General features: G+C 68.1%; 20 protein-coding genes. 6 read left to right on the plus strand and 14 right to left on the minus strand.

What is annotated here, in order from left to right; translation table 11 throughout:
• Positions 1 to 33 precede the first annotated feature (33 nt).
• Positions 34 to 933, plus strand: coding sequence for a DMT family transporter (locus P4826_RS07945; RefSeq protein WP_317703310.1), 900 nt, complete (start codon positions 34 to 36; stop codon positions 931 to 933).
• Here P4826_RS07945 and P4826_RS07950 read toward each other — a convergent pair.
• From P4826_RS07950 to P4826_RS08005, 12 genes are all read right to left on the minus strand, one after another.
• Positions 922 to 3552 (minus strand): putative bifunctional diguanylate cyclase/phosphodiesterase, encoded by a 2631-nt coding sequence (locus tag P4826_RS07950; protein WP_317703311.1) that lies wholly within the window; start codon positions 3550 to 3552, stop codon positions 922 to 924. The genes P4826_RS07945 and P4826_RS07950 overlap by 12 nt on opposite strands.
• Positions 3553 to 3571: 19 nt before the next feature.
• Positions 3572 to 4627: a TRAP transporter substrate-binding protein gene (locus P4826_RS07955; protein ID WP_317703312.1), complete on the minus strand. Its 1056-nt coding sequence runs from the start codon at positions 4625 to 4627 to the stop codon at positions 3572 to 3574.
• Positions 4628 to 4772: 145 nt separating this feature from the next.
• Entirely contained in the window at positions 4773 to 5603 is an 831-nt protein-coding gene (locus P4826_RS07960; RefSeq protein ID WP_317703313.1) for an SDR family oxidoreductase, read from the minus strand.
• 14 nt (positions 5604 to 5617) lie between these two features.
• Positions 5618 to 6910, minus strand: a complete 1293-nt coding sequence (locus tag P4826_RS07965) for a DUF3422 family protein (RefSeq protein ID WP_317703314.1) — start codon at positions 6908 to 6910, stop codon at positions 5618 to 5620.
• Between the two features lie 90 nt (positions 6911 to 7000).
• Positions 7001 to 8515 carry a tripartite tricarboxylate transporter permease gene (locus P4826_RS07970; RefSeq protein ID WP_317703315.1) on the minus strand — a complete coding sequence of 505 codons (1515 nt, stop codon included), beginning with the start codon at positions 8513 to 8515 and terminating at the stop codon, positions 7001 to 7003.
• 16 nt (positions 8516 to 8531) lie between these two features.
• Positions 8532 to 9020, minus strand: coding sequence for a tripartite tricarboxylate transporter TctB family protein (locus tag P4826_RS07975; RefSeq protein WP_317703316.1), 489 nt, complete (start codon positions 9018 to 9020; stop codon positions 8532 to 8534).
• Positions 9021 to 9152: 132 nt separating this feature from the next.
• Positions 9153 to 10946: a type IV pilus assembly ATPase TfpB gene (gene tfpB, locus P4826_RS07980; RefSeq protein WP_317703317.1), complete on the minus strand. Its 1794-nt coding sequence runs from the start codon at positions 10944 to 10946 to the stop codon at positions 9153 to 9155.
• A gap of 23 nt (positions 10947 to 10969) precedes the next feature.
• On the minus strand, positions 10970 to 11731 hold the full coding sequence (locus P4826_RS07985; RefSeq protein ID WP_317703318.1) for a class I SAM-dependent methyltransferase: 762 nt from the start codon (positions 11729 to 11731) through the stop codon (positions 10970 to 10972).
• Positions 11728 to 12273, minus strand: coding sequence for a DNA-deoxyinosine glycosylase (locus P4826_RS07990; protein WP_317703319.1), 546 nt, complete (start codon positions 12271 to 12273; stop codon positions 11728 to 11730). The genes P4826_RS07985 and P4826_RS07990 overlap by 4 nt, the downstream gene beginning before the upstream one ends.
• Positions 12274 to 12344: 71 nt before the next feature.
• Complete coding sequence (locus P4826_RS07995) at positions 12345 to 13178, minus strand: TatD family hydrolase (protein ID WP_317703320.1); 834 nt, start codon at positions 13176 to 13178, stop codon at positions 12345 to 12347.
• 27 nt (positions 13179 to 13205) lie between these two features.
• Entirely contained in the window at positions 13206 to 13400 is a 195-nt protein-coding gene (locus P4826_RS08000; protein WP_317703321.1) for a YgaP family membrane protein, read from the minus strand.
• A gap of 57 nt (positions 13401 to 13457) precedes the next feature.
• Positions 13458 to 13739 (minus strand): ArsR/SmtB family transcription factor, encoded by a 282-nt coding sequence (locus P4826_RS08005; protein WP_317703738.1) that lies wholly within the window; start codon positions 13737 to 13739, stop codon positions 13458 to 13460.
• Positions 13740 to 13889: 150 nt separating this feature from the next.
• Here P4826_RS08005 and P4826_RS08010 point away from each other — a divergent pair, with 150 nt between their 5' ends.
• From P4826_RS08010 to P4826_RS08030, 5 genes are all read left to right on the plus strand, one after another.
• Complete coding sequence (locus P4826_RS08010) at positions 13890 to 14261, plus strand: carboxymuconolactone decarboxylase family protein (protein ID WP_317703322.1); 372 nt, start codon at positions 13890 to 13892, stop codon at positions 14259 to 14261.
• A gap of 76 nt (positions 14262 to 14337) precedes the next feature.
• Positions 14338 to 15240, plus strand: coding sequence for a S1C family serine protease (locus P4826_RS08015; protein WP_317703323.1), 903 nt, complete (start codon positions 14338 to 14340; stop codon positions 15238 to 15240).
• 17 nt (positions 15241 to 15257) lie between these two features.
• On the plus strand, positions 15258 to 16277 hold the full coding sequence (locus P4826_RS08020; protein ID WP_317703324.1) for an AAA family ATPase: 1020 nt from the start codon (positions 15258 to 15260) through the stop codon (positions 16275 to 16277).
• Complete coding sequence (locus tag P4826_RS08025) at positions 16270 to 17205, plus strand: DUF58 domain-containing protein (RefSeq protein ID WP_317703325.1); 936 nt, start codon at positions 16270 to 16272, stop codon at positions 17203 to 17205. The genes P4826_RS08020 and P4826_RS08025 overlap by 8 nt, the downstream gene beginning before the upstream one ends.
• A gap of 16 nt (positions 17206 to 17221) precedes the next feature.
• Entirely contained in the window at positions 17222 to 18268 is a 1047-nt protein-coding gene (locus tag P4826_RS08030) for a VWA domain-containing protein (protein ID WP_317703326.1), read from the plus strand.
• Between the two features lie 54 nt (positions 18269 to 18322).
• Here the strand turns inward: P4826_RS08030 and lolD are convergent, their stop codons facing one another.
• Together lolD and P4826_RS08040 are read right to left on the minus strand one after the other, a co-directional pair.
• On the minus strand, positions 18323 to 19003 hold the full coding sequence (gene lolD / locus P4826_RS08035) for a lipoprotein-releasing ABC transporter ATP-binding protein LolD (RefSeq protein WP_317703327.1): 681 nt from the start codon (positions 19001 to 19003) through the stop codon (positions 18323 to 18325).
• A complete protein-coding gene (locus tag P4826_RS08040) occupies positions 18996 to 20249 on the minus strand; it encodes a lipoprotein-releasing ABC transporter permease subunit (protein ID WP_317703328.1) in 1254 nt (417 codons plus the stop codon). Before P4826_RS08040 ends, lolD begins: the two co-directional genes overlap by 8 nt.
• Positions 20250 to 20331 lie beyond the last annotated feature (82 nt).

Here is a 20331-nt window from a genome sequence, read left to right on the forward strand (position 1 = left end):
GGATACAGAACCTGGCTTACAGTCGCAGCCCCTATGACCCAAAGACTCTCGCCAGGCACGGCCGCCATGCTTGCCGCCGCGCCCCTGTTGTGGGCCGGCAATGCCGTGGTGGGCCGCGCGCTGCACACCCTGATTGCCCCGAGCACCCTGAATTTCCTGCGCTGGCTGCTGGCCTTTGCGCTGCTGTTGCCGCTGGCCTGGCAGGTGCTGCGCCCGGCAAGCGGCCTGTGGCCGCACTGGCGCCGCTATGCGGCGCTGGGCCTGTTCGGCATTGGCAGCTACAACGCGCTGCAGTACCTGGCGCTGCAGACATCAACGGCGCTGAACGTGACGCTGGTGGGCTCTGGCATGCCGGTGTGGATGCTGGTGGTGGGCGCGCTGTTCTTCGGCGTGCCGGTCACGCGCCGGCAGGCGGTGGGCGCTCTGCTGTCAGTGACCGGCGTGGTGCTGGTACTGAGCCGTGGCAGTGTTGGCGAGCTGTTGGCGCTGCGCCTGGTGCCGGGCGATCTGTACATGGTGCTGGCCACCATCTCCTGGGCGTTCTACAGCTGGCTGCTGGTGCGCACCAGCGAGCCCCAGGGCCTGCGCGGCGACTGGGCGGCCTTTCTGACAGCGCAGATGTTCTTCGGCCTGGGCTGGTCGGGCGCCTTTGCGGGCGCGGAATGGTCGCTGGGCCAGGGACACATAGCCTGGGGCTGGCCGTTGGCCGCGGGCCTGGCTTACATCGTCATCGGCCCGGCCATCCTGGCCTACCGTTTCTGGGGCGCGGGCGTGCAGCGCGCGGGGCCGGTGGCGGCGGGTTTTTTCATCAACCTGACGCCCCTGTTCGCGGCCCTGCTGTCGGCGGCCTTTCTGGGCGAGGCGCCGCACCTGTACCACGGCGCCGCCTTTGTGCTTATCGTCGGCGGCATCGTGGTGTCCTCACGCCGCTGAGGCCACCTCCCGTGCCAGCAACGCCTGCAGCACCTCGATCGGTGCCGGCCGCCCGAGCAGGTAGCCCTGGTACAGGTCGCAGCCGTACCCGGCCAGGAGGTCTTTTTGCGCCTGGGTTTCCACCCCCTCGGCGATGACCGCCAGATCCAGATTGCGGCCCATGCCGATGATGGTCTGCACGATGGCGTTGTCCGCGGGCCGCTCGCCCAGGTGGCGCACGAAGGACTGGTCGATCTTCAGCGTGTGCAGCGGCAGGCGCGTCAGGTAGGACAGCGACGAGTAGCCGGTGCCAAAGTCATCCAGGGCAAACTGCACGCCCTTGGCGCGCAGCTGATCCATCTTCTCGATGGCGTCCTGTACGTTGTCGAGCACCATGGATTCGGTCAGCTCCAGCGTCAGCAAATGGGCCGACGCCCCCGTGGTCTGCAGCACGCGGTCGACCTGGCACACGAAATCGTCCTGGCGGAACTGGCGCGCGCTCACGTTGACCGACAGCCGCAGCCGCGCACAGTCGGCCTGATGGGCCCAGGCGGCCAGCTGCCGGCATGCCGCCCGCAGCACCCATTGGCCTATGCCCAGGATGAGATCGCTGCCCTCCGCCACCGGGATGAACTGCCCCGGCGGCACCAGGCCGCGCTCGGGGTGCTGCCAGCGCACCAGGCATTCGGCCCCGAGCACATCGCCGCTTGCCGTGCACTGTGGCTGGTAGTGCAGCACCAGCTGGTCGCTGGCCAGCGCCTGGCGCAGGTCGGACTCGAGCTGCGCGCGCTCGTTGATGGCCGCCTGCATCTGGGGGTCGAAGAAACACAGGGCGTTGCCGCGCCGGGCCTTGGCCTGGTACATGGCAATGTCGGCGCGGCGCAGCAGGTCTGTGGCGCTGTCCACATCCGCACAGAACAGCGTGGCGCCAATGCTGGCGGCCCCCTGGTACAGGTGGCCGCCCAGTTGAAACGGTTCTTCCAGGGCCTGCAGCAGCTTCTCGGCAATGCGCTGTGCCACGGCCGCCGCGCCCTCCCTGCTGGCGGACAGGTCGCGCAGCATGACGACGAATTCATCGCCCCCCAGGCGCGCCACGGTATCCATCTCGCGCACATGGGCCAGCAGGCGCCGGGCCACCTGCTGGAGCAGTTCATCGCCCATTTCATGGCCCTTGCTGTCGTTGAGGGCCTTGAAGTGATCCAGATCCAGAAACAGCAGTGCACCGCCCTTCCCCGTGCGCTGGGCCTGCACGATGGCCCGGCCCAGGCGGTCGAGCAGCAGGCGGCGGTTGGCCAGGCCGGTGAGGGCATCGTAGAAGGCCAGGTTCTCTATCTCCTCCTTGGCGCGGCGCAGGTCGGTCACGTCGTGGTAGGTGATCACCAAACCACCGTCGGGGGTGTGCCGCTCCTGCAGCTGGATGCAGCGCCCATCGGGCAACAGCTGCTCCGCCGAGCCCATGCCTTCACGCTGCTGCGCCTGCCGTTCTTGAATCCACTGTTCGCGTTCGGCCTGCGAGGCGGCAGGCAACAGATTTCTGGCCGACTGCTCCAGCAGGACGCGAAACGGCAGTTGCGGGGCGACATAGGGGGCCAGCCAGGGGTATATGACCACGAACCGCCGGTTCCAGTGCACCACGCGCCGCTGGCTGTCAAGCAAAACAAACCCGCCCACCATGGACTCCAGCGCCTCGTCCAGCATGGCCTTGGATGCGGCCGTGTTCTGCCGCGCAGCGCTCAACTGCCGGAACACCCGCCCCGCCACCACAGCCGCCAGCAACAAGACCGTGGCAAACAGCGCCACCGCCAGCAGCACGGCATTGCGCTCGGCCTGCCAGCGTGCCAGGGCCAGCGCCATGGGCAGACTGACCGAAAAGCGCAGCTCCGGGTACAGCAGCGAACGCCCCAGCACCAGCGCCGGCGCGCCGCTCATGCGTGCCGGGACATTCCAGGCACGCTCCGGCAATGGGGTATGCGCCATCAAGTCCTGACCTGCCGATACCGGCAGGTCAGGTACGGCGAAGAGACGCTGCCCATTGGTTTTCTCCAGCAACACTTCAAAACCCGACCGTTCACTACCCTGCGCCACCTCGGTGAACTTGGCGAGCGGCACCTCGGCCACCGCCCAATACGGCATGCCGTCCAGACTCAGGCGCCGGGCAAAAAAGAGCACCTGCTGGGCGGAGGCAAAACTTTGCACCGGTCCACTGATGTGCATGCGCGCCGCCTTGGACTGCGTGATCTCGGCCCAAAACGCAGGGGGGAGTGAAAATTCCTGCAGCGCCCCTGAACTACCGGACACTGCATGCACGCCCCCCTTGGCATCCAGCAGAAGCAGCCGACCGACGAGCAGGTTGTCCCGCGAGATCATGGTCAGCAGACGGCCATCGTCCGATCGATCATTGGCATGGGTCACCTGCAGCTGATCCTGCACCCCTGAGAGCAGCAAGTCCAGCGACAGCAGGTGGCGGTTCAGCGTCGCCTCCACCCCCATGGCCATGTTCTCGACCAGGCCCTCCGCGTTGCGCATGGCGGTGGTTCGCATGGACCAGACCAGACCCACGGCGCTGCCCGCCAGCACGACGACAAGCAGCGCTGCCAGCAGCCCAAAAAGCACCGGTACGCGGGCAGGATTCAGGCGCATGAAACCATCACCTCGCCCGTCATGGCGGGTTTGCCCTCAGGGTCGGCCCAAGAGTCTGGCGCCAGACATCGGCACAGCGCTGGCCGCAGCGCTGCAACCAGCGCGGCAGCACGGTGTTGGTGAAAATCTCCTGCCTGCGGCGCTCATCCTGTGGCGTCACCGGCACCAGCGCCATGGCGCCCTTGCGCCCCTGGGCGCAGGCAGCCTGACCGGTATTGCAGGCCATGCCTCGCCGGGTGTCGCTCTCCGACTGTGTCCAGATCGCCTCCTCCAGCTTGGGCAGCTCGCTGGCCAGCAGCTGGCGCAGCTCGGCGGGCAAGGCCTCCCAGGCGCCCTGGTTGGCGCCAAACAGCGCCAGGCCCCAGTTGAGCGGCATGGCGTGCAAATGGCTGGTGACCTGGTGCAGCCCCAGGCCATGGCCCGACAGCGTGCCGGTGATGGCGCAGTCAATACTGTCCGATTCGATTTGCGCCACGATCCGCGCAAACGGCAACTGCACCGGCCTGGCCCCCAGGGCCTCCATGAAGTCGGCCTGCCCCGCCGACGACACGCGCACACGCCGCCCCGCAAGCTCGGCCAGTGCGCTAAACGCCTTCTTGCAAAACACCACCTGGGCCGGATAGGCGTAAACGGCCAGCAAGCGCACACCATGCTGTTCGCGCAGGTTTTTCTCGAGGAAGGGCCGAAAGGCCGCCACCGCCGCACGGGCGCTGGCCATGTCGGGGTTGAGGCCCGCCAGGTCGGGGGCGGTGTACTCGGGATATTGGGCGGTCAGACCGCTCATGAGGACGGTGGCCATCGGCACCACGCCCAGTTGCAGCAGGCGCAGCATGTCCTCGCCGGGCACGCCCGCACGGTCAAAGGGCACGATCTCGGCCTTGAAACGGCCGCCGCTGATGCGCGGCAGTTCGCGCGTCCAGAAGGGCTCCTCCCATTGGGTGTATTGGTTCACTCCGGCCAGCCCACCCACCACACGAAACTGATGTGCTGGCGCCACGGCATGCGCCGCAGCCGCGCACAGGCCCGCGGCCAGGGCGATAGCTCCGGTTGTCCTTGTTCCCACATGCCAGCCCATTGCGTCCACTCCTGATGTCCCCCTTTGGAGGATTGTTGAGAAATGTATCAATCGTGACGCTAATCAGTCAAGAACTGCCTGATTCATGGGGATCAAATTTGTCACGCAAACAATTGGAAACAGGTCCGCTATGACCGATCCGGACTCACAGCATGCCGGGATAGGCGCCGCCGTCGGCCAGGATGTTCTGGCCGGTGATATAGCCCGCCTGCGCGCTGCACAGAAAGGCGCAGATGGCGCCAAACTCCTGCGGCGAGCCAAAGCGCCGCGCGGGTATCGCGGCCCGCTGGGCCTGGCGCACCTCGTCCAGACTCTTGCCGCTTTTGTCGGCCGCGGCCCGCAGGGTGGCGGCCAGGCGGTCGGTGTCGAACTTGCCCGGCAGCAGGTTGTTGATGGTCACGCCATGCGCGGCAATGCCGCCGCGCGCCGCGCCGGCCACAAAGCCGGTGAGACCGCTGCGCGCGCCGTTGGACAGGCCCAGGATGTCGATGGGCGCCTTCACCGCGCTGGAGGTGATGTTGACGATGCGGCCAAAGCCGCGCGCCGCCATGCCATCCACCGTGGCGCGCATCAGCTCTATGGGGGTGAGCATGTTGGCGTCCAGGGCGCGTATCCAGGCCTCGCGCTCCCAGTCGCGAAAGTCACCGGTGGGCGGGCCGCCGGCGTTGGTGATGACGATGTCAAAGCCCGTGCCCGGGCCGCCGGCCGCGCCGAACACCGCCGCGCGTCCCTCGGGCGTGGTGATGTCGGCGGCCACGGCCAGCACCTGGGGTTTCAAGCCATTTTGGCCTCTAGCGCTTACCCTATCAGCGCCAATAGCTATTAATTGTGAAGCAGCCTGGTGCAATGCATCGGGCGCACGCGCGTTGATCACCAGGTTCACGCCCTCGCCCACCAGGGCCTGCGCGCAACCCAGGCCCAGGCCCTTGCTGGCGCCGCAGACCAGGGCCCATTTGCCTTCGATACCGAAATCCATGCTTCGCTCCTTGGTCAGTGTTTGAACATGCGCTGGTGCAGCCGGCGCAGCGACCACCACACGCTGGCGGCCACCAGCGGTATGGCGACGGCCGCCGTGCTCTCGGGCGACCAGGGCCAGCCCAGCTTTTGCGCGCCCTTGGCCAGGTAGCTCACCAGGCCGACGATGTAGTAGGTAATGGCGGCCACCGACAGGCCTTCCACGGTCGATTGCAGCTTGAGCTGCAGGTCCTGGCGCTGGTTCATGGTGGCCAGCAGCGCCTGGCTGCTTTGCTGCTGCTCGATCTCGACGCGCGTGCGCAGCAGGTTGCTGATGCGCGAGACGCGCTGGCTCAGCGCATTTTGCCGGCGTGCCACCCATTCGCAGGTGCTGCGCGCCGGGCTCAGGCGCCGGTCCATGAAATCGCCAATGGTCTGCATGCCGCCCAGGCGCGACTCGGCGATGTCGCGTATGCGCAGATCCACCAGCTCGAAGTAGGCACTGCTCGCTGAAAAGCGCGCCTGGGTGGCGGCGTACTGGCTCTCCACCTGGCCCGCCAGGCGCGTCAGGCGGTCCAGCAGCTCGGGCTCCATGTCGCGGTCGGCCGAGCGTATGGCGTCGGCCAGCGCCGCCAGCTCCTGCTCGGCGCGGCCCAGCACGGCCGCGGCCTCGCGCGCCACGGGCAGGCCCAGCAGGGCCGCCATGCGGTAGGTTTCTATCTCCAGCAGGCGCTGCACCAGCCGCCCCAGGCGCCGCGGCGCCATGCTGCCGGCCAGCAGCACCATGCGCGAGCTGCCGTCGGCATGCACGCAAAAGTCGGTGAACACCTCGCCATGGCCCTGGGCCACGCTGGAGGCAACGAGCGAGTCCTCGCGCAGCAGCTCGCCGAGCTGCGGCAGCTCGTCATATTCGCGCGTCGGCAGCACCCACAGCTGCAGCTGGCACAGGCACAGGCCGGGCAGCTGCGACAGCCACTCGCGCGGCACGGCCTCAGTGGCGGCGGCTGGGGCGCGTTGGTTCCAGGCATCGGCCGGTAGCGGCACGCTGAAAGTCCAGGTGACGAACTCGGTGTGCAGCTCCCAGCGCAGGCGAAACCCGCCCAGGTTGGCACGCAGATGCGTGCTGTGTGCATCGGGCATGGCCTGGTGCTGGTCGCGCAGCAGGGCCGCCAGGTGCGCGCGGCTGGCCTCGCGCTGCGCGGCGTCGGCCCACATGACGATATGCGCAATCGCCACCGGCGCCGCCAGTGCCTCGGGCGGGCGGGCATGGATTTCGTTGTGCAGCTGCGCGCGTTGCGGGTGTTGTGCGGGGAGGTAGTCCAGGGGCATGGGGGGCTATTGTGTGCGCAATGCAGGCGCCAGAACGCAGCACGGCACCCGCGGGTGCCGTGCATGCCTGGAGGGGTGGTACGGACGCCGTCAATCCTCCTCGACGAAGGCCTCGTCACGCCGCTTGCTCACCGCCGGCAGCAGCACGATGACCAGCAGCAGCGCTGCGGCGGCCAGCAGGCCGGCGGAGATGGGGCGCGTCACGAACACGCTCCAGTCGCCGCGCGAGAGCAGCAGCGCACGGCGCAGGTTCTCTTCCATCATCGGCCCGAGAATGAAGCCCAGCAGCAGCGGCGCAGGCTCCACCCCCAGCTTGTAGAACATGTAGCCCACAAAGCCAAAGGCGCCGACCAGCCACACGTCGAAGGTGTTGTTGTTGGTGGAGTACACACCCACCGCGCAGAACAGCACGATGGAGGGGAACAGCCAGTGGTAGGGCACGGTGAGCAGCTTGATCCACATGCCGATCAGCGGCAGGTTGAGCACGATCAGCATCAAGTTGCCGATCCACATCGAGGCAATCAGGCCCCAGAACAGCTCGGGGTTGCTGGTCATCACCTGCGGGCCGGGCTGGATGTTGTGGATGGTCATGGCGCCCACCATCAGCGCCATCACCGCGTTGGGCGGAATGCCCAGCGTGAGCAGCGGGATGAAGGAGGTCTGCGAACCGGCGTTATTGGCCGACTCGGGCGCCGTCACGCCGCGGATGTTGCCCTTGCCGAAGGGCACCTCGCCGGGCTTGAGCTTGGTCTTCTTCTCTATGGTGTAGGCGGCAAAGGCCGACAGCAGCGCGCCACCGCCCGGCAGAATGCCCAGGGCCGATCCCAGGGCCGTGCCACGAACCATGGCGGGGAACATGCGCTTGAAGTCCTGCGCCGTGGGGAACAGGCCCGTCACCTTGGCGGCGAACACCTCACGCTCGTGCTCGGGCTTGGACAGGTTGGCGATGATTTCGCCGTAGCCGAACACGCCCATGGCGATCACCGTGAAGCTGATGCCGTCGGTCAGCTCGGGGATGTCGAAGCTGTAGCGCGCCACGCCCGAGTTCACGTCGGTGCCGACCAGGCCCATCAGCAGGCCGAGCACGATCATGCCGATGGCCTTGAGCAACGAGCCCGAGGCCAGCACCACGGCGCCGATCAGGCCCAGCACCATCAGCGAGAAGTATTCCGCCGGGCCGAACTTGAAGGCCACCTCGGTCAGTGGCGGGGCAAAGGCCGCGAGGATCAGCGTGCCCACGCAGCCGGCGAAGAACGAGCCTATGCCCGCCGCCGCCAGAGCCGGGCCCGCACGGCCATTGCGCGCCATCTGGTAGCCGTCGATCACCGTGACGACCGAGGACGACTCGCCCGGCAGGTTCACCAAAATGGCGGTGGTGGAGCCGCCATACTGCGCACCGTAGTAAATGCCGGCCAGCATGATCAGCGCCGCCACGGGCGGCAGCGCATAGGTGGCGGGCAGCAGCATGGCGATGGTGGCCACGGGGCCCACGCCGGGCAGCACGCCGATCAGGGTGCCCAGCAGACAGCCGACAAAGCAGTAAATCAGGTTCTGGAACGTGAACGCGACGCCAAAACCCATCGAGAGGTGGTCAAACAATTCCATGATCTAGATCTCCCTCTCAACCTGCGATGAAGCTGGGCCAGACGGGGAACTGCAGGTTCAGCCCCCAGATGAACGCCGCGTAGCTGCCCGCGGCAAGAATGGTGGCCAGGATGAAGACCCCCTTGAAGTGGAAATGGGTACCCGCCAGGCTGGCCACAAAGGCCAGGCCATAGATGGCGACGATCAGGCCCATGGCCGGCACGCCCAGGCTGGGCAGGCCTGCCAGCAGCACGCCGAACAGCAGGTTGGCGGCAATGATGAAGAAGATCTGCTTCCAGGCCCATTTGCCGATTGGGGCGCCATCGACCGTTTCCACGACCAGGGCCTTGAGCATGATGATGGCGCCGAGGATGGCCAGCAAAATGCCCAGCATCAAAGGAAAGTAGCCCGGCCCCATGCGGGCGCCCGTGCCCACGTTGTAGGTGGTGGCGCCCCAGGCAAAACCACCACCCACCACCAGGAACATCAGGCCGGCAAAGAAATCTTGTTGGCTTTTGATTTTCACGAATGTCTCCAGATAGGAATACCACTAGCGATTGTGAGAGCGTGGCCCGCATTCCTTGATGTGGATTCCACCTACCGAGAAATACAAGCTTTCCCTGACATGGGGCGGCGCCTGCGGCCAGCCGCGCCCGGCTCACTCCAGCGGCGGCGTGGCGGCGATGACCTCGTCCAGCGTGGTCAGGCCCTCGGCGGCGCGCAGCGCGCCGGCAAGGCGCAGCGGGCGCATGCCGTCCTGCACCGCCTGGCGGCGCAGCGCGTCGATGGACGGCGACTGGTGGATCTGGTTCTTCAGCGCCTCGCTCACCGTGAGCAGCTCGTACAGCCCCATGCGGCCGCGAAAGCCGGTCATGCGGCAGTCCACGCAGCCCACGGGCCTGTAGGCGCGGTAGCCACCATTGAGCTTCCAGGGGCGGATCAACTCGGCCAGCGCCTCGGGGCTGGCGGCCTCGTCGAGCTGGCGGCACTGGCGGCACAGCGTGCGGACCAGACGCTGCGCCAGCACACCCAACAGCGTGGCGTTGATGAGGTAGGGCGGCACGCCCAGCTCCATCAGGCGCGTGACGGCACTGGGCGCGTCGTTGGTGTGCAGCGTGGAAAACACCAGGTGGCCGGTGAGGGCGGCCTGCACCGCCATGTCGGCGGTCTGCAGGTCGCGGATTTCGCCCACCATGATCACGTCCGGGTCCTGGCGCATCAGGGCGCGCAGGCCCTCGGCAAAGGTGAAATCGAGCTGCGGCTGCACCTGGGTCTGGTTGAAGCTGGGCTCGATCATCTCGATCGGGTCCTCCACTGTGCTCACGTTGACTTCCTCGGTGGCCACGCGCTTGAGCGTCGAGTACAGCGTGGTGGTCTTGCCCGATCCCGTGGGCCCGGTGACCAGGATGATGCCGTGCGGACGCTTGACCAGCTGCTCCCAGCGCTGCGCGTCGTGTGGCGTGAAGCCGAGCGCGTCCAGGTCTTTCACCGCGTTGTCCGGGTCGAAGATGCGCATCACCATCTTCTCGCCGAAGGCCGTGGGCAGCGTGGACAGGCGCATCTCCACCTCGTCGCCGCGCGGGTTGCGCGTCTTGATGCGGCCGTCCTGCGGGCGGCGCTTTTCCACCACGTCCATGCGCCCGAGCAGCTTGACGCGCGCCACCATGGCGCTCAAGACGCCCATGGGCATCTGGTAGACGGTGTGCAGCACGCCGTCGATGCGAAAACGGATCACGCCCTGCTCGCGCCGCGGCTCCAGGTGGATGTCGCTGGCGCGCTGGTCGAAGGCGTATTGCCAGAGCCAGTCCACCACACGGATCACGCCCTGGTCGTTGGCGTCGAGTTGCTTGTTGCTCTTGCCCAGCTCGACCAGCTGCTCGAAGCTGCTGCCGCCGGCGCTGCCGCCGGACTTGTTGGCATCGCGCACCGACTTGGCCAGCGCGAAGAACTCGGCCGTGTAGCGCGTGATGTGCTGTGGATTGGCCAGCACGCGGCGCACCTGACGCTTGGTCTGGCGCTCCACCTCGGCCACCCAGTCATTGACGAAGGGTTCGGCCGTGGCCACGACCACCTCGCTGCCGCTCACCTGCACCGGCAGCACCTTGTGGCGCTCGGCATAGCTGGCGCTCATGGCGTCGGCGACGCGGCCCACGTCCACCTTGAGCGGATCAATGCGCAGAAAGGCCAGGCCGCAGCGCTGGGCGACATACTCGGTGAGCATGTCCACGTCCAGCGGTTTGTCGTCCGCGGCGCGCAGCATGCTCAGGTTGCCCAGGCGCACCAGCGGGTGCTGGCTGCTCTCGGCCTGGGCGCAGCGGGCAATGGTGCGCTCGGCCTGCTCGGCGCTGATCACGCCGTCGGCGCGCAGCCAGTCGACGATGCTGCGCCACTGCAGCGGGCCCGCGTTGCTGACAGGCTTGCGGGCGTGGTCTGGGCGTGTGGCGGTGGTCATGGCATCACAGCATAAGGGTCAGGTCAGGCCACGGGCTTGAACACCCGCAGCCACTTCGTGGCCGGCAGGCCCCAGCGCTCCTGGATCACCTCGGCGCGCGCCAGCAGCTCGGCGCGCTTGGGCCGCGTGGGCGTGCGCTGGGCCAGCACCACGGTGTTGCCCTCGCGCGTGGCCTTGAAGGCCCACAGGGCATCGTCGCCAAAGGCCTCTGCGAGCTTGTCCAGGCTGCGCTCGTAGCTGGAGGAGCGGCCGAACAGGTTCACCGTCAGGCAGCCGTCCTCTGTCAGCAGGGCGCGGCAGTCGGCGTAAAAGTCTGCGCTATCCAGCACGGGGGCAGCCGCGTCATGGTCGTACAGATCGACCGCTAGCGCATCCACCGTGCCGTGCCATTCCGGCTTCTGGATCTCCAGGGCCGCATCGGCCAGCACCACGCGCTGCATGGGGCCATCGTGCGGCAGCTTGAACCAGGCACGGCAGACGGCCTCGACGCGCGGGTTCAGCTCGACCACGGTGCAGCACATGCGCAGCTTCTTGCGGCAGAACTTGGTGATGGCGCCCGCCCCCAGGCCCAGCTGCATGGCGTGGCGCCGGGCCACGCTGGTGGGCTCGACAAACAGCAGCCAGGCCATCATGCGCTGCACGTATTCCAGTTCGAGGTCAAAGGGCGCATCTATGCGCATGGAGCCCTGGATCCAGGGCGTGCCCAGGTGCAGATGGCGCACCTCGCCATCGTCGGAGACGCTGACCTCGGGCAGTTCGGCGGTGGCGGTTTTCTTGCGAGTCAATTCGTGATCAATCCAAAGGCGGCCAGGGTCTCGCCCCAGGCCTGCAGTTTTCTGTCAAGGCTCCACGATGCATTCGCCGGGCTGGTGGACGGCAGGCGCAGCGAGGCGATGGCCGCGCCGTCCCCCTGCCCCAGACTGGCGCGCACGGCGGCGGCATGGCGGAAGCTCTCCCCGCCATTGTGGGCGATGGCGGCCAACCGGGGCGCCTGCGCCCGCAGGCCGGCAAAGTCGTTCACCCGGGCGTTGCGGATGCTGGCATCCAGGCTGCCCTGGCGTTCGCAGGCGGCGTACACGTCCCACAGGCCCAGGCCGCGCGCCAGCAGCCAGTCGCAGCGCGCGGCGTAATGGCCGCGATCGGGCAGCGTGTGCTGCGGCCACAGGGCCGCCAGAATGGGCCAGAACTGGTTGCGCGCATGGCCGTAGTACTGCCGCGCCGCGAGCGAGGCCGCGCCAGGGAAGCTGCCCAGCACCAGCACGCGCGTGCCCGCGCCCACCACCGGGGGCAGGCCGACAAGGCGGCCAGAGGACGTGGCGGCTTCCATTGAATTTACTATATTTTTAATAGCTGTTTGCGCTTGATATATAAGCGCTAGAGGCCAAAAATGCTTGAATATTACCCCAGCAGGGACGCCAGCCGCGGCAGGGCGGCGCAGGCATTGTCCCGCGTGGCGCGGGCCAGCTCGGCCCCTGAAATACCGCGCAGCGCGGCCACCACGGCGGCGATGCGCGGCAGCTCGGCCGGGCTGTTGCGCGCCGGCGCCCGGCCGGCGGCGCGCTCGGCGGCCGTCACGTAGAGCCAGTGCGGGGGAATGTCGGGCGCGTCGGTCTCCAGCACCAGGGCATAGAGCGGCAGCTCGGTCGCCAGGCGGCGCAGCTGCAGCGCGCGTTCGTAGGTCACGGCGCCACCAAAGCCGAGCTTGAAGCCCAGGTCGATGAAGGCCTGGGCCTGCTGCAGGCTGCCGTTGAAGGCATGGGCGATGCCGCCGCGCACGGGCAGCTCGCGCAGGCTTTTGAGCAACTGATCGGCCGAGCGCCGCACATGCAGGATCACGGGAAGATCAAAGCGCCTGGCCAGCTGCAGCTGGGCGCGGTAGAAGCGCTGCTGGCGCTCCGGGTCGAGGCCGGGCACGAAGAAATCCAGCCCGATCTCGCCCACGGCCACCAGCCGCGGGTCTGGCCGGCATTGCTGCAGCGCGGCAGCCAGGGCCTGGATGTCGTCCTCGCCGGCCTGTGGGGTGTAGAGCGGGTGTATGCCCAGCGCATAGCTGTCGCCATGGCGCTGGGCCATGGCGCGCACGGCCTGCAGATTGGCCAGTTCCACGGCCGGCAGCACGCAATGCGCCACGCCGGCCTGCGCTGCGCGTATGCGCTCGGCGTCGGCATAGGCCATGCCGCCATGGGCCGCGAATTCATCGAGGTGGCAATGGGTATCTATCCAGCGCTGCATACGGCTGGATCATGCCACCCGCAAGGGTCAATTCTTTTTGCTGACAGGGCAGGTATTCACGCCCAGCAGCGAATACGCCGGGCAGCCGCCAATCAGCCCGGTGAGCAGCGGCACCACGCCCAGCCAGCCCCACCAGCCCACCGTGCCCGTGGCGGCCAGCGCGATCAGCACCAGCCCGACGATGATGCGCAGCCCGCGATCCAGACCTCCGACGTTTTTCATGACTTTTCTCCTGGTTGATGAAAAAACCCGTGCTGCGCGCCGCGCCAGCCGCAGCGTTCAGCCACAAAAAATATCCTTCAGCGCCGACACGAGCTTTTCCACGGCCGGATCGGCGATGCGGTAGTACAGCGTCTGCGCGTCGCGCCGGTAGGTCACCAGCCCCTCCTCGCGCATGCGCGCCAGGTGCTGCGACAGCGCCGATTGGCTCAGCTGCACCTGCTCGAGCAGGGTGCCCACCGCGGCCTCGCCCTGGTCGATGAGCAGGCACAGCACCAGCAGCCGTTGCTCGTTGCCCACGGTGCGCAGCAGCGCTGCCGCCTTGGCTGCTCCTTGCTGCATAAACTCGCGGTCGATGGCGGTGGTCACTTGGCACTCCTTTGGGCAAAGGTGCGACTTTACCGCCGACTAATTTAGATACTTCTAATAAATATGTCAATATCGGCTTGGCATTTGCTTCCCCCATCCACCTCAACCACGGGAGTTTTTCTCATGCCCTCTTCCACCGACTTCAAGGCCCTCACGCGCGAAATCTCCGGCAACGTGAGCCAGTTGCGCACCAGCCAGCCCGAGGTGATGCAAAGCTTCAACGCCATGGGCAAGGCCGCCCTGGCCCCCGGCGCCATCGACGCCAAGACCAAGGAGTTGATCGCCCTGGGCATTGGCGTGGCCGCGCGCTGCGACGGCTGCATAGGCTTTCACACCCAGGCCCTGGCGCGCCTGGGCGCGACGCGCGCCGAGGTGCACGAGACCCTGGCCATCGCCGTCTACATGGGCGGCGGGCCGTCGCTGATGTATGCCGCCAATGCGGTGGCCGCCTTCGACCAGGTGGCGCCCGAGCAGGTGCCGCCCCCCGCCGCCTGAGCGGCCCGCCCGGGCATGCGCGCGGGCGCTTTCCGTGCTACCGTGAGCGTCCACAGCCTGTCACGGAGGTGCCCGCATGCCACGGCCCGTACGCTACAGCCCTTCCCGCGGCGCCCGGGCCCTGCCGGACGCCGGGCCGACTGCACCCCAGCGTGCCACCACACCCACCCCTGAGCCCGTCAGGCGGCACCGGCGCCTGCCCTCGCCCCAACAACTGCAATGGGCCGCCATGGCGCTGCTGGCCCTGGTGCTGGCCGCGGCCCTGTGGTGGCTGCAGCCGGCGCCGCAGCCGCGCATCACGCAAAAAATGATCGATGCCGCCGTGCTGCACACGCTGGAGCACAACAGCCTGCCCTCGGCCACGGCGCGCGCGGCCGAGGCCGTGGCGCCCTCGGTGGTGCGCGTGATCGGCTATGCCACCAGCAAGAAGGGCAAGGAGGTGGAGCGCAGCGTGGGCACGGGCGTGGTGATCGTGGACAAGGGCATCATCCTGACGAATCTGCATGTGGTGCGCGGCGTCGATCGCATCGGCGTGACCTTTGCCGACGGCACCGAGTCTGACGCCAGCATCACCGGCGCCCAGCCCGAGAACGACCTGGCCGTGCTGCAGGCGCACAAGCTGCCCGACGACCTACAGGCCGCGCCGCTGCGCGCCGCGCACAACCTGCGCGTGGGCGAGGGCGTGGTGGTGATGGGCTTTCCCTTCGGCATAGGCCCGTCGGCGTCGGCCGGCGTGGTCTCGGGCCTGCAGCGCGAATTCGAGTCCCCCGAGGGCGGGCAGGAGCTGCAGAACCTGATCCAGTTCGACGCCGCGGCCAACCCCGGCAACTCGGGCGGGCCGCTGGTCACGCTGGACGGCGAGGTGGTGGGCATAGTCACCGCCATCCTCAACCCCACGCCGGCGCGCACCTTCATAGGCATAGGCTTTGCCGTGCCGATTGAGAACGCCGCCCGGGCCGCCGGCATGACACCGTTCTGAAACCCAGGAGGCACAGCATGCAGACCACGCACACCACGGCCACGCTGATGGAGCAAATCCTCTACCAGGTCAAGCGCGTCGTCGTCGGCCAGGATCGCTTTTTGGAGCGCGTGATGGTGGCCATGCTGGCCCAGGGCCATCTGCTGGTGGAGGGCGTGCCCGGCCTGGCCAAGACGCTCACCGTGAAGACGCTCGCCAACTGCATCCAGGGGCAGTTCAAGCGCATCCAGTTCACGCCCGACCTGGTGCCCGCCGACCTGATAGGCACGCGCATGTACAACCAGCGCACGGGCGAGTTCAGTACCTCGCTGGGCCCGGTGTTCACCCACCTGCTGCTGGCCGACGAGATCAACCGCGCGCCGGCCAAGGTGCAGAGCGCGCTGCTGGAGGTGATGCAGGAGCGCCAGGTGACCATTGCCGGCCAGACCCACCCCGTGCCCGAGCCCTTCGTGGTCATGGCCACGCAAAACCCGATAGAGACCGAGGGCACGTACCAGCTGCCAGAGGCCCAGGTGGACCGCTTCATGCTCAAGGTGCTGATCGACTACCCCAGCGAAGAGGAAGAATTCGTCATTGCCCAGCGCGCCCTGGCGCCGCCCGAGCAGGTGGCCGCCGTGGCCAGCACCGAGCAGCTTGCCGCCCTGCAGAAGGAATGCCGCAAGGTGTATGTAGACCCCGCGCTCATCCAGTACGCCGTGCGCCTGGTGGCCGCCACGCGCGCGCCGCGCCAGCATGGCCTGCCGGATCTGGCCGGCCACATTGCCTACGGCGCCAGCCCGCGCGCCACGATTGCCCTGGCCGAGGGCGCGCAGGCCCTGGCCATGCTGCGCGCACGCGCCTACGCCTTGCCCGAGGACCTGCTGGACCTGGTGCCTGACGTGCTGCGTCACCGCATCTCGCTCAGCTACGAGGCGCTGGCCGAAGGCCTGGATGCCGACGCGTTGATCCAGCGCATCCTGAACCACCTGCCGCCGCCCGCGCGCGTGCTGCAGCATTCGGCCGAAGAGGCGGCCGGCGCCGAGGCCCGCCGTGCCTGAAGCCCGCCACGCCGCACCGCCCGCCGAGAGCCTGCTGCAGCGCCTGGAATGGAAGGTGCTGCGCCGCCTGGACGGCCTGCTGCAAGGCGGTGCGCGCACGCTCCTGCGCGGCGCCGGCATCGACCTGGCCGACCTGCGCGAGTACCAGCCGCACGACGACGTGCGCCATATCGACTGGAACGTCACCGCCCGCCTGGCGACGCCCCATGTGCGCGTGTACACCGAAGACCGCGACATCACGGCCTGGTTTCTGCTGGACTTGAGTCCCTCGGTGGACTTCGGCCCGCCGGGCCAGGCCAAACGGGACATGCTGGCAGGCTTCGTCGGCGTGCTGGCGCGCCTGATCCAGCGCCACGGCAACCGCGTGGGCGCCGTGCTGCACGACGGCCATGCCGCCATGGGCCGGGTGCTACCCGCGGGCGGCGGGCGGCGCCAGGTGCTGCAGCTGCTGCACCTGCTGGTGGGCGGCCAGGGTGCGGCCGACCCGGCAACGCCGCCCGGCACCACCGATCTGGCATTGCTGCTGAACCAGGCCCAGGGCCTGCTGCGCCGGCGCAGCGCGGTGTTCGTGATATCCGACTTCCTGAGCCATCCGGGCTGGGACAAGCCGCTGGCGCGCCTGGCCCGGCGCCATGACGTGGTCGCCGTGCGCCTGCTCGACCCGCTGGAGCTGGAACTGCCCGACATCGGCCTGCTGCTGCTGCGCGACCCCGAGACCGGCGAGCAGCTGCAGGTGGACACGCACGAACGCGGCTTTCGCCACCGCTTCGCGCGCCTCGCCGCGCAGCGCGAAGCCGAGCTGCGCGCCAGCCTCGCGCGCGCCGGGGTGGACACGCTGGAGCTGTCCACCGACGAGGATTTGCTGAGCGCGCTGCTGCGCTTCATGCAGCTGCGCGGACACCGCCAGCACCTGGCCGCGAGAGCCTGAACCCAAGGAGCGGACGATGGTGTTTCTCTGGCCCTCCCTGCTGTGGCTGCTGCTCATCCTGCCGCTGCTGGTGCTGCTGTACCTGTGGCTGCTGCGCCGGCGCAAGGTACAGGCGCTTGCCTACCCCGGCCTGGCCCTGGTGCGCCAGGCGCTGGGCAGCCGCGCGCAATGGCGCCGCCATCTGCCGCCGCTGTTGTTCCTGCTGGGCCTGGCGGCACTGCTGCTGGCGGCGGCGCGGCCGCTGGCGGTGCTGAAGCTGCCGTCCGAGCAGCAGACCATCATCCTGGCCATGGATGTCTCGGGCAGCATGCGCGCCACCGATGTCGAGCCCGACCGGCTGACGGCCGCACAGAACGCCGCCAAGGCCTTCATCAAGGAGCTGCCACGCCATGTGCGCGTGGGCGTTGTGGCCTTTGCCGGCACGGCCCAGCTGGCGCAGCTGCCCACGCAAAGCCACGACGAGCTGCTCAAGGCCATAGACAGCTTTCAGCTGCAGCGCGGCACGGCCACGGGCAACGGCATCATGGTGGCGCTGGCCACGCTGTTTCCCGATGCCGGCATCGATATCGCCGCCCTGGGCGGGCGCCAGGCCATGCGCGTGCTGCCGATGGACCAGGTCACGCGCCCCGAGCCCGAACAGAAAACCTTCACCCCGGTGGCGCCGGGCTCCTACCGCTCGGCCGCCATCATCATGCTCACCGATGGCCAGCGCACCACCGGCGTAGACCCGATGGAGGCCGCCCAATGGGCCGCCGACCGCGGCGTGCGCGTCTACACCGTGGGCGTGGGCACGGTGCAGGGCGAGGTGATCGGCTTTGAGGGCTGGTCCATGCGTGTGCGCCTGGACGAGGACACGCTCAAGGCCGTGGCCCTGCGCACCAACGCCGAGTACTTTCACGCCGCCACGGCGCAGGATCTGCGCAAGGTCTACGAAACGCTCAGCTCGCGCATCAGCGTGGAAACCAAGGAAACCGAGGTGACGGCCCTGATGGCACTGGCCGGCGCCGCGCTGATGCTGCTGGCCGGCGCGCTGTCGGTGTGGTGGTTTGGCCGGGTCTTATAGTGTTTTATCGCTGTAGCGCCCGTTACATGGGCGTGAACAGCTATTCTTTTCATATCAACCCAGCACCCCGAACACCAGCCGCAGCACGCGGTCGCAACGCGCGGCCAGCTGCTCGTCATGCGTGACCAGCACAAAGGCCGTGCCCTGCTCGCGCGCCAGTTGCAGCATCAGCTGGAACACGCCGTCGGCCGTGGCGCGGTCCAGGTTGCCGGTGGGCTCGTCGGCCAGCACGCAGGCCGGGCGCGTGACGAGAGCCCGGGCAATGGCCACGCGCTGGCGCTCGCCCCCCGACAGTTCCGCCGGGCGGTGGTGCACGCGCTCAGCAAGGCCCACGGCGGCCAGCATCTGCCGCGCCTGCTCCAGGCAGTGCGCATAGGGCGCGCGGCGTATGCGCAGCGGCATGGCCACGTTGTCCTGGGCGCTGAACTCGGGCAGCAGGTGATGAAACTGGTAGATGAAACCCAGGTGCGCGTTGCGCAGCCGCCCCTGTTCGCCGGGTTTGAGCGCGCCCAGCGCCTGGCCCTTGAGGGTGACGCTGCCCGCGGTCGGCGCGTCCAACCCGCCCAGCAGGTGCAAGAGCGTGCTCTTGCCCGAGCCGGATGCGCCGACGATGGCCAGGGTCTCGCCGGCGCGCACCTGCAGGTCAACGCCCTGCAGCACGCTGACGTCGAGCCGCCCCTCGGTGAAGCGCTTGGTCAGGCCTTCAGCCTGCAGCACGATCTGGTGGTCACTCATAGCGCAGCGCCTCCGCCGGGTTCACGCGGCTGGCGCGCCAGCTCGGGTACAGGGTGGCGACGAAGGCCAGGATCAGCGAGATGACGGCGATCGGCACGATGTCGCTGCTCTGCGGATCGCTGGGCATGCGGCTGATCAGGTAGATGTCCTGCGGCAAAAAGCGGGTGTGCAAGGCACGCTCTATGGCCGGCACGATGACGTCGATGTTGAAGGCAATGGCGAGGCCCAGCAGCAGCCCGGCCAGCGTGCCCACCACGCCCACCATGGCGCCCTGCACCACGAAGATGCCCATGATGCTGCGCGGGCTGGCGCCCAGCGTGCGCAATATGGCGATGTCGGCGCGCTTGTCGGTGACGGTCATGACCAGGGTGGACACCAGGTTGAAGGCGGCCACGGCCACGATCAGCGTGAGGATGATGAACATCATGCGTTTCTCCAGCTGCACGGCGGCAAACCAGGTCTTGTTCTGCTGCGTCCAGTCGCGGATCAGCAGGTCGCCCGACAGGCTTCGCGCCAGCTGGCGCGCCACCTCGGGCGCCTGGTGCAGATCCTTCAATTTGAGGCGCACGCCGGTCGGCCCCTCCAGGCGGAAGATGCGCTCGGCGTCCTGGTGCGCCATCAGCACCAGGGCAGAGTCGTACTCGTAGTGGCCCGAGTTGAACAGTCCCGCCACCGTCATCTGCTTGAGGCGCGGCAGCACGCCCGCCGGCGTGACCTGGCCGGAGGGCGCGATCAGCGTCACCGTGTCGCCCACCTGCACGCCCAGCTGGCGTGCCAGCTCTCCGCCCAGGAACACGCGGAACTCGCCCGGCACCAGGGCCTTGAGGCCAGCCACGTTCTCGGCCGCCAGATCCGTCACCTCGGGCTCGCGCGCCGGGTCTATGCCGCGCACCAGCACGCCCTTCATGTCCTCGCCGCGCGCCAGCAGCCCCTGGGCGGCGACGAAGGGCGCGGCGCCAATCACGTTCGGGTTGGCGCGCGCCTCCTCCAGCGTGCGCTGCATGTCGGGCAGGGCCGCGCCGCCGGGCGCGAAGATCTCGATATGCGAGACCACGCCGAGCATGCGGTCGCGCACCTCCTTCTGAAAGCCGTTCATCACCGACAGCACGATGATCAACGCCGCCACGCCCAGGGCAATGCCCAGCATGGACACGCCCGAGATGAAGGAGATGAAGCCGTTGCGCCGCGTGGCGCGGCCGGCCCGGGTGTAGCGCCAGCCCAGGGCCAGTTCGTAGGGAATTTGCATGGTGTAAAGAGTGCAAGGCCACAGAAAAACACTGGCCGCACAGAGCCCGCGATTGTGGCATCCCGGACAATAGCCTACCGAT

Source organism: Diaphorobacter limosus (assembly GCF_033100095.1).
GTDB classification, from domain to species: domain Bacteria; phylum Pseudomonadota; class Gammaproteobacteria; order Burkholderiales; family Burkholderiaceae_C; genus Alicycliphilus; species Alicycliphilus limosus.

Bases quoted from the DNA above. Each gene is read 5' to 3' on its own strand.
- P4826_RS08020 (WP_317703324.1), top strand. From the start codon at position 15,258: ATGCAGACCACGCACACCACGGCCACGCTGATGGAGCAAATCCTCTAC.
- tfpB (WP_317703317.1), bottom strand. From the start codon at position 10,946: ATGACCACCGCCACACGCCCAGACCACGCCCGCAAGCCTGTCAGCAAC.
- P4826_RS07970 (WP_317703315.1), bottom strand. From the start codon at position 8,515: ATGGAATTGTTTGACCACCTCTCGATGGGTTTTGGCGTCGCGTTCACG.
- P4826_RS08010 (WP_317703322.1), top strand. From the start codon at position 13,890: ATGCCCTCTTCCACCGACTTCAAGGCCCTCACGCGCGAAATCTCCGGC.
- P4826_RS07955 (WP_317703312.1), bottom strand. From the start codon at position 4,627: ATGGGCTGGCATGTGGGAACAAGGACAACCGGAGCTATCGCCCTGGCC.
- P4826_RS07945 (WP_317703310.1), top strand. From the start codon at position 34: ATGACCCAAAGACTCTCGCCAGGCACGGCCGCCATGCTTGCCGCCGCG.
- P4826_RS07995 (WP_317703320.1), bottom strand. From the start codon at position 13,178: ATGCAGCGCTGGATAGATACCCATTGCCACCTCGATGAATTCGCGGCC.
- P4826_RS08015 (WP_317703323.1), top strand. From the start codon at position 14,338: ATGCCACGGCCCGTACGCTACAGCCCTTCCCGCGGCGCCCGGGCCCTG.
- P4826_RS07950 (WP_317703311.1), bottom strand. From the start codon at position 3,552: ATGCGCCTGAATCCTGCCCGCGTACCGGTGCTTTTTGGGCTGCTGGCA.
- P4826_RS08000 (WP_317703321.1), bottom strand. From the start codon at position 13,400: ATGAAAAACGTCGGAGGTCTGGATCGCGGGCTGCGCATCATCGTCGGG.
- P4826_RS07965 (WP_317703314.1), bottom strand. From the start codon at position 6,910: ATGCCCCTGGACTACCTCCCCGCACAACACCCGCAACGCGCGCAGCTG.
- lolD (WP_317703327.1), bottom strand. From the start codon at position 19,003: ATGAGTGACCACCAGATCGTGCTGCAGGCTGAAGGCCTGACCAAGCGC.
- P4826_RS08030 (WP_317703326.1), top strand. From the start codon at position 17,222: ATGGTGTTTCTCTGGCCCTCCCTGCTGTGGCTGCTGCTCATCCTGCCG.
- P4826_RS07960 (WP_317703313.1), bottom strand. From the start codon at position 5,603: ATGGATTTCGGTATCGAAGGCAAATGGGCCCTGGTCTGCGGCGCCAGC.
- P4826_RS07990 (WP_317703319.1), bottom strand. From the start codon at position 12,273: ATGGAAGCCGCCACGTCCTCTGGCCGCCTTGTCGGCCTGCCCCCGGTG.
- P4826_RS08040 (WP_317703328.1), bottom strand. From the start codon at position 20,249: ATGCAAATTCCCTACGAACTGGCCCTGGGCTGGCGCTACACCCGGGCC.
- P4826_RS08005 (WP_317703738.1), bottom strand. From the start codon at position 13,739: ATGCAGCAAGGAGCAGCCAAGGCGGCAGCGCTGCTGCGCACCGTGGGC.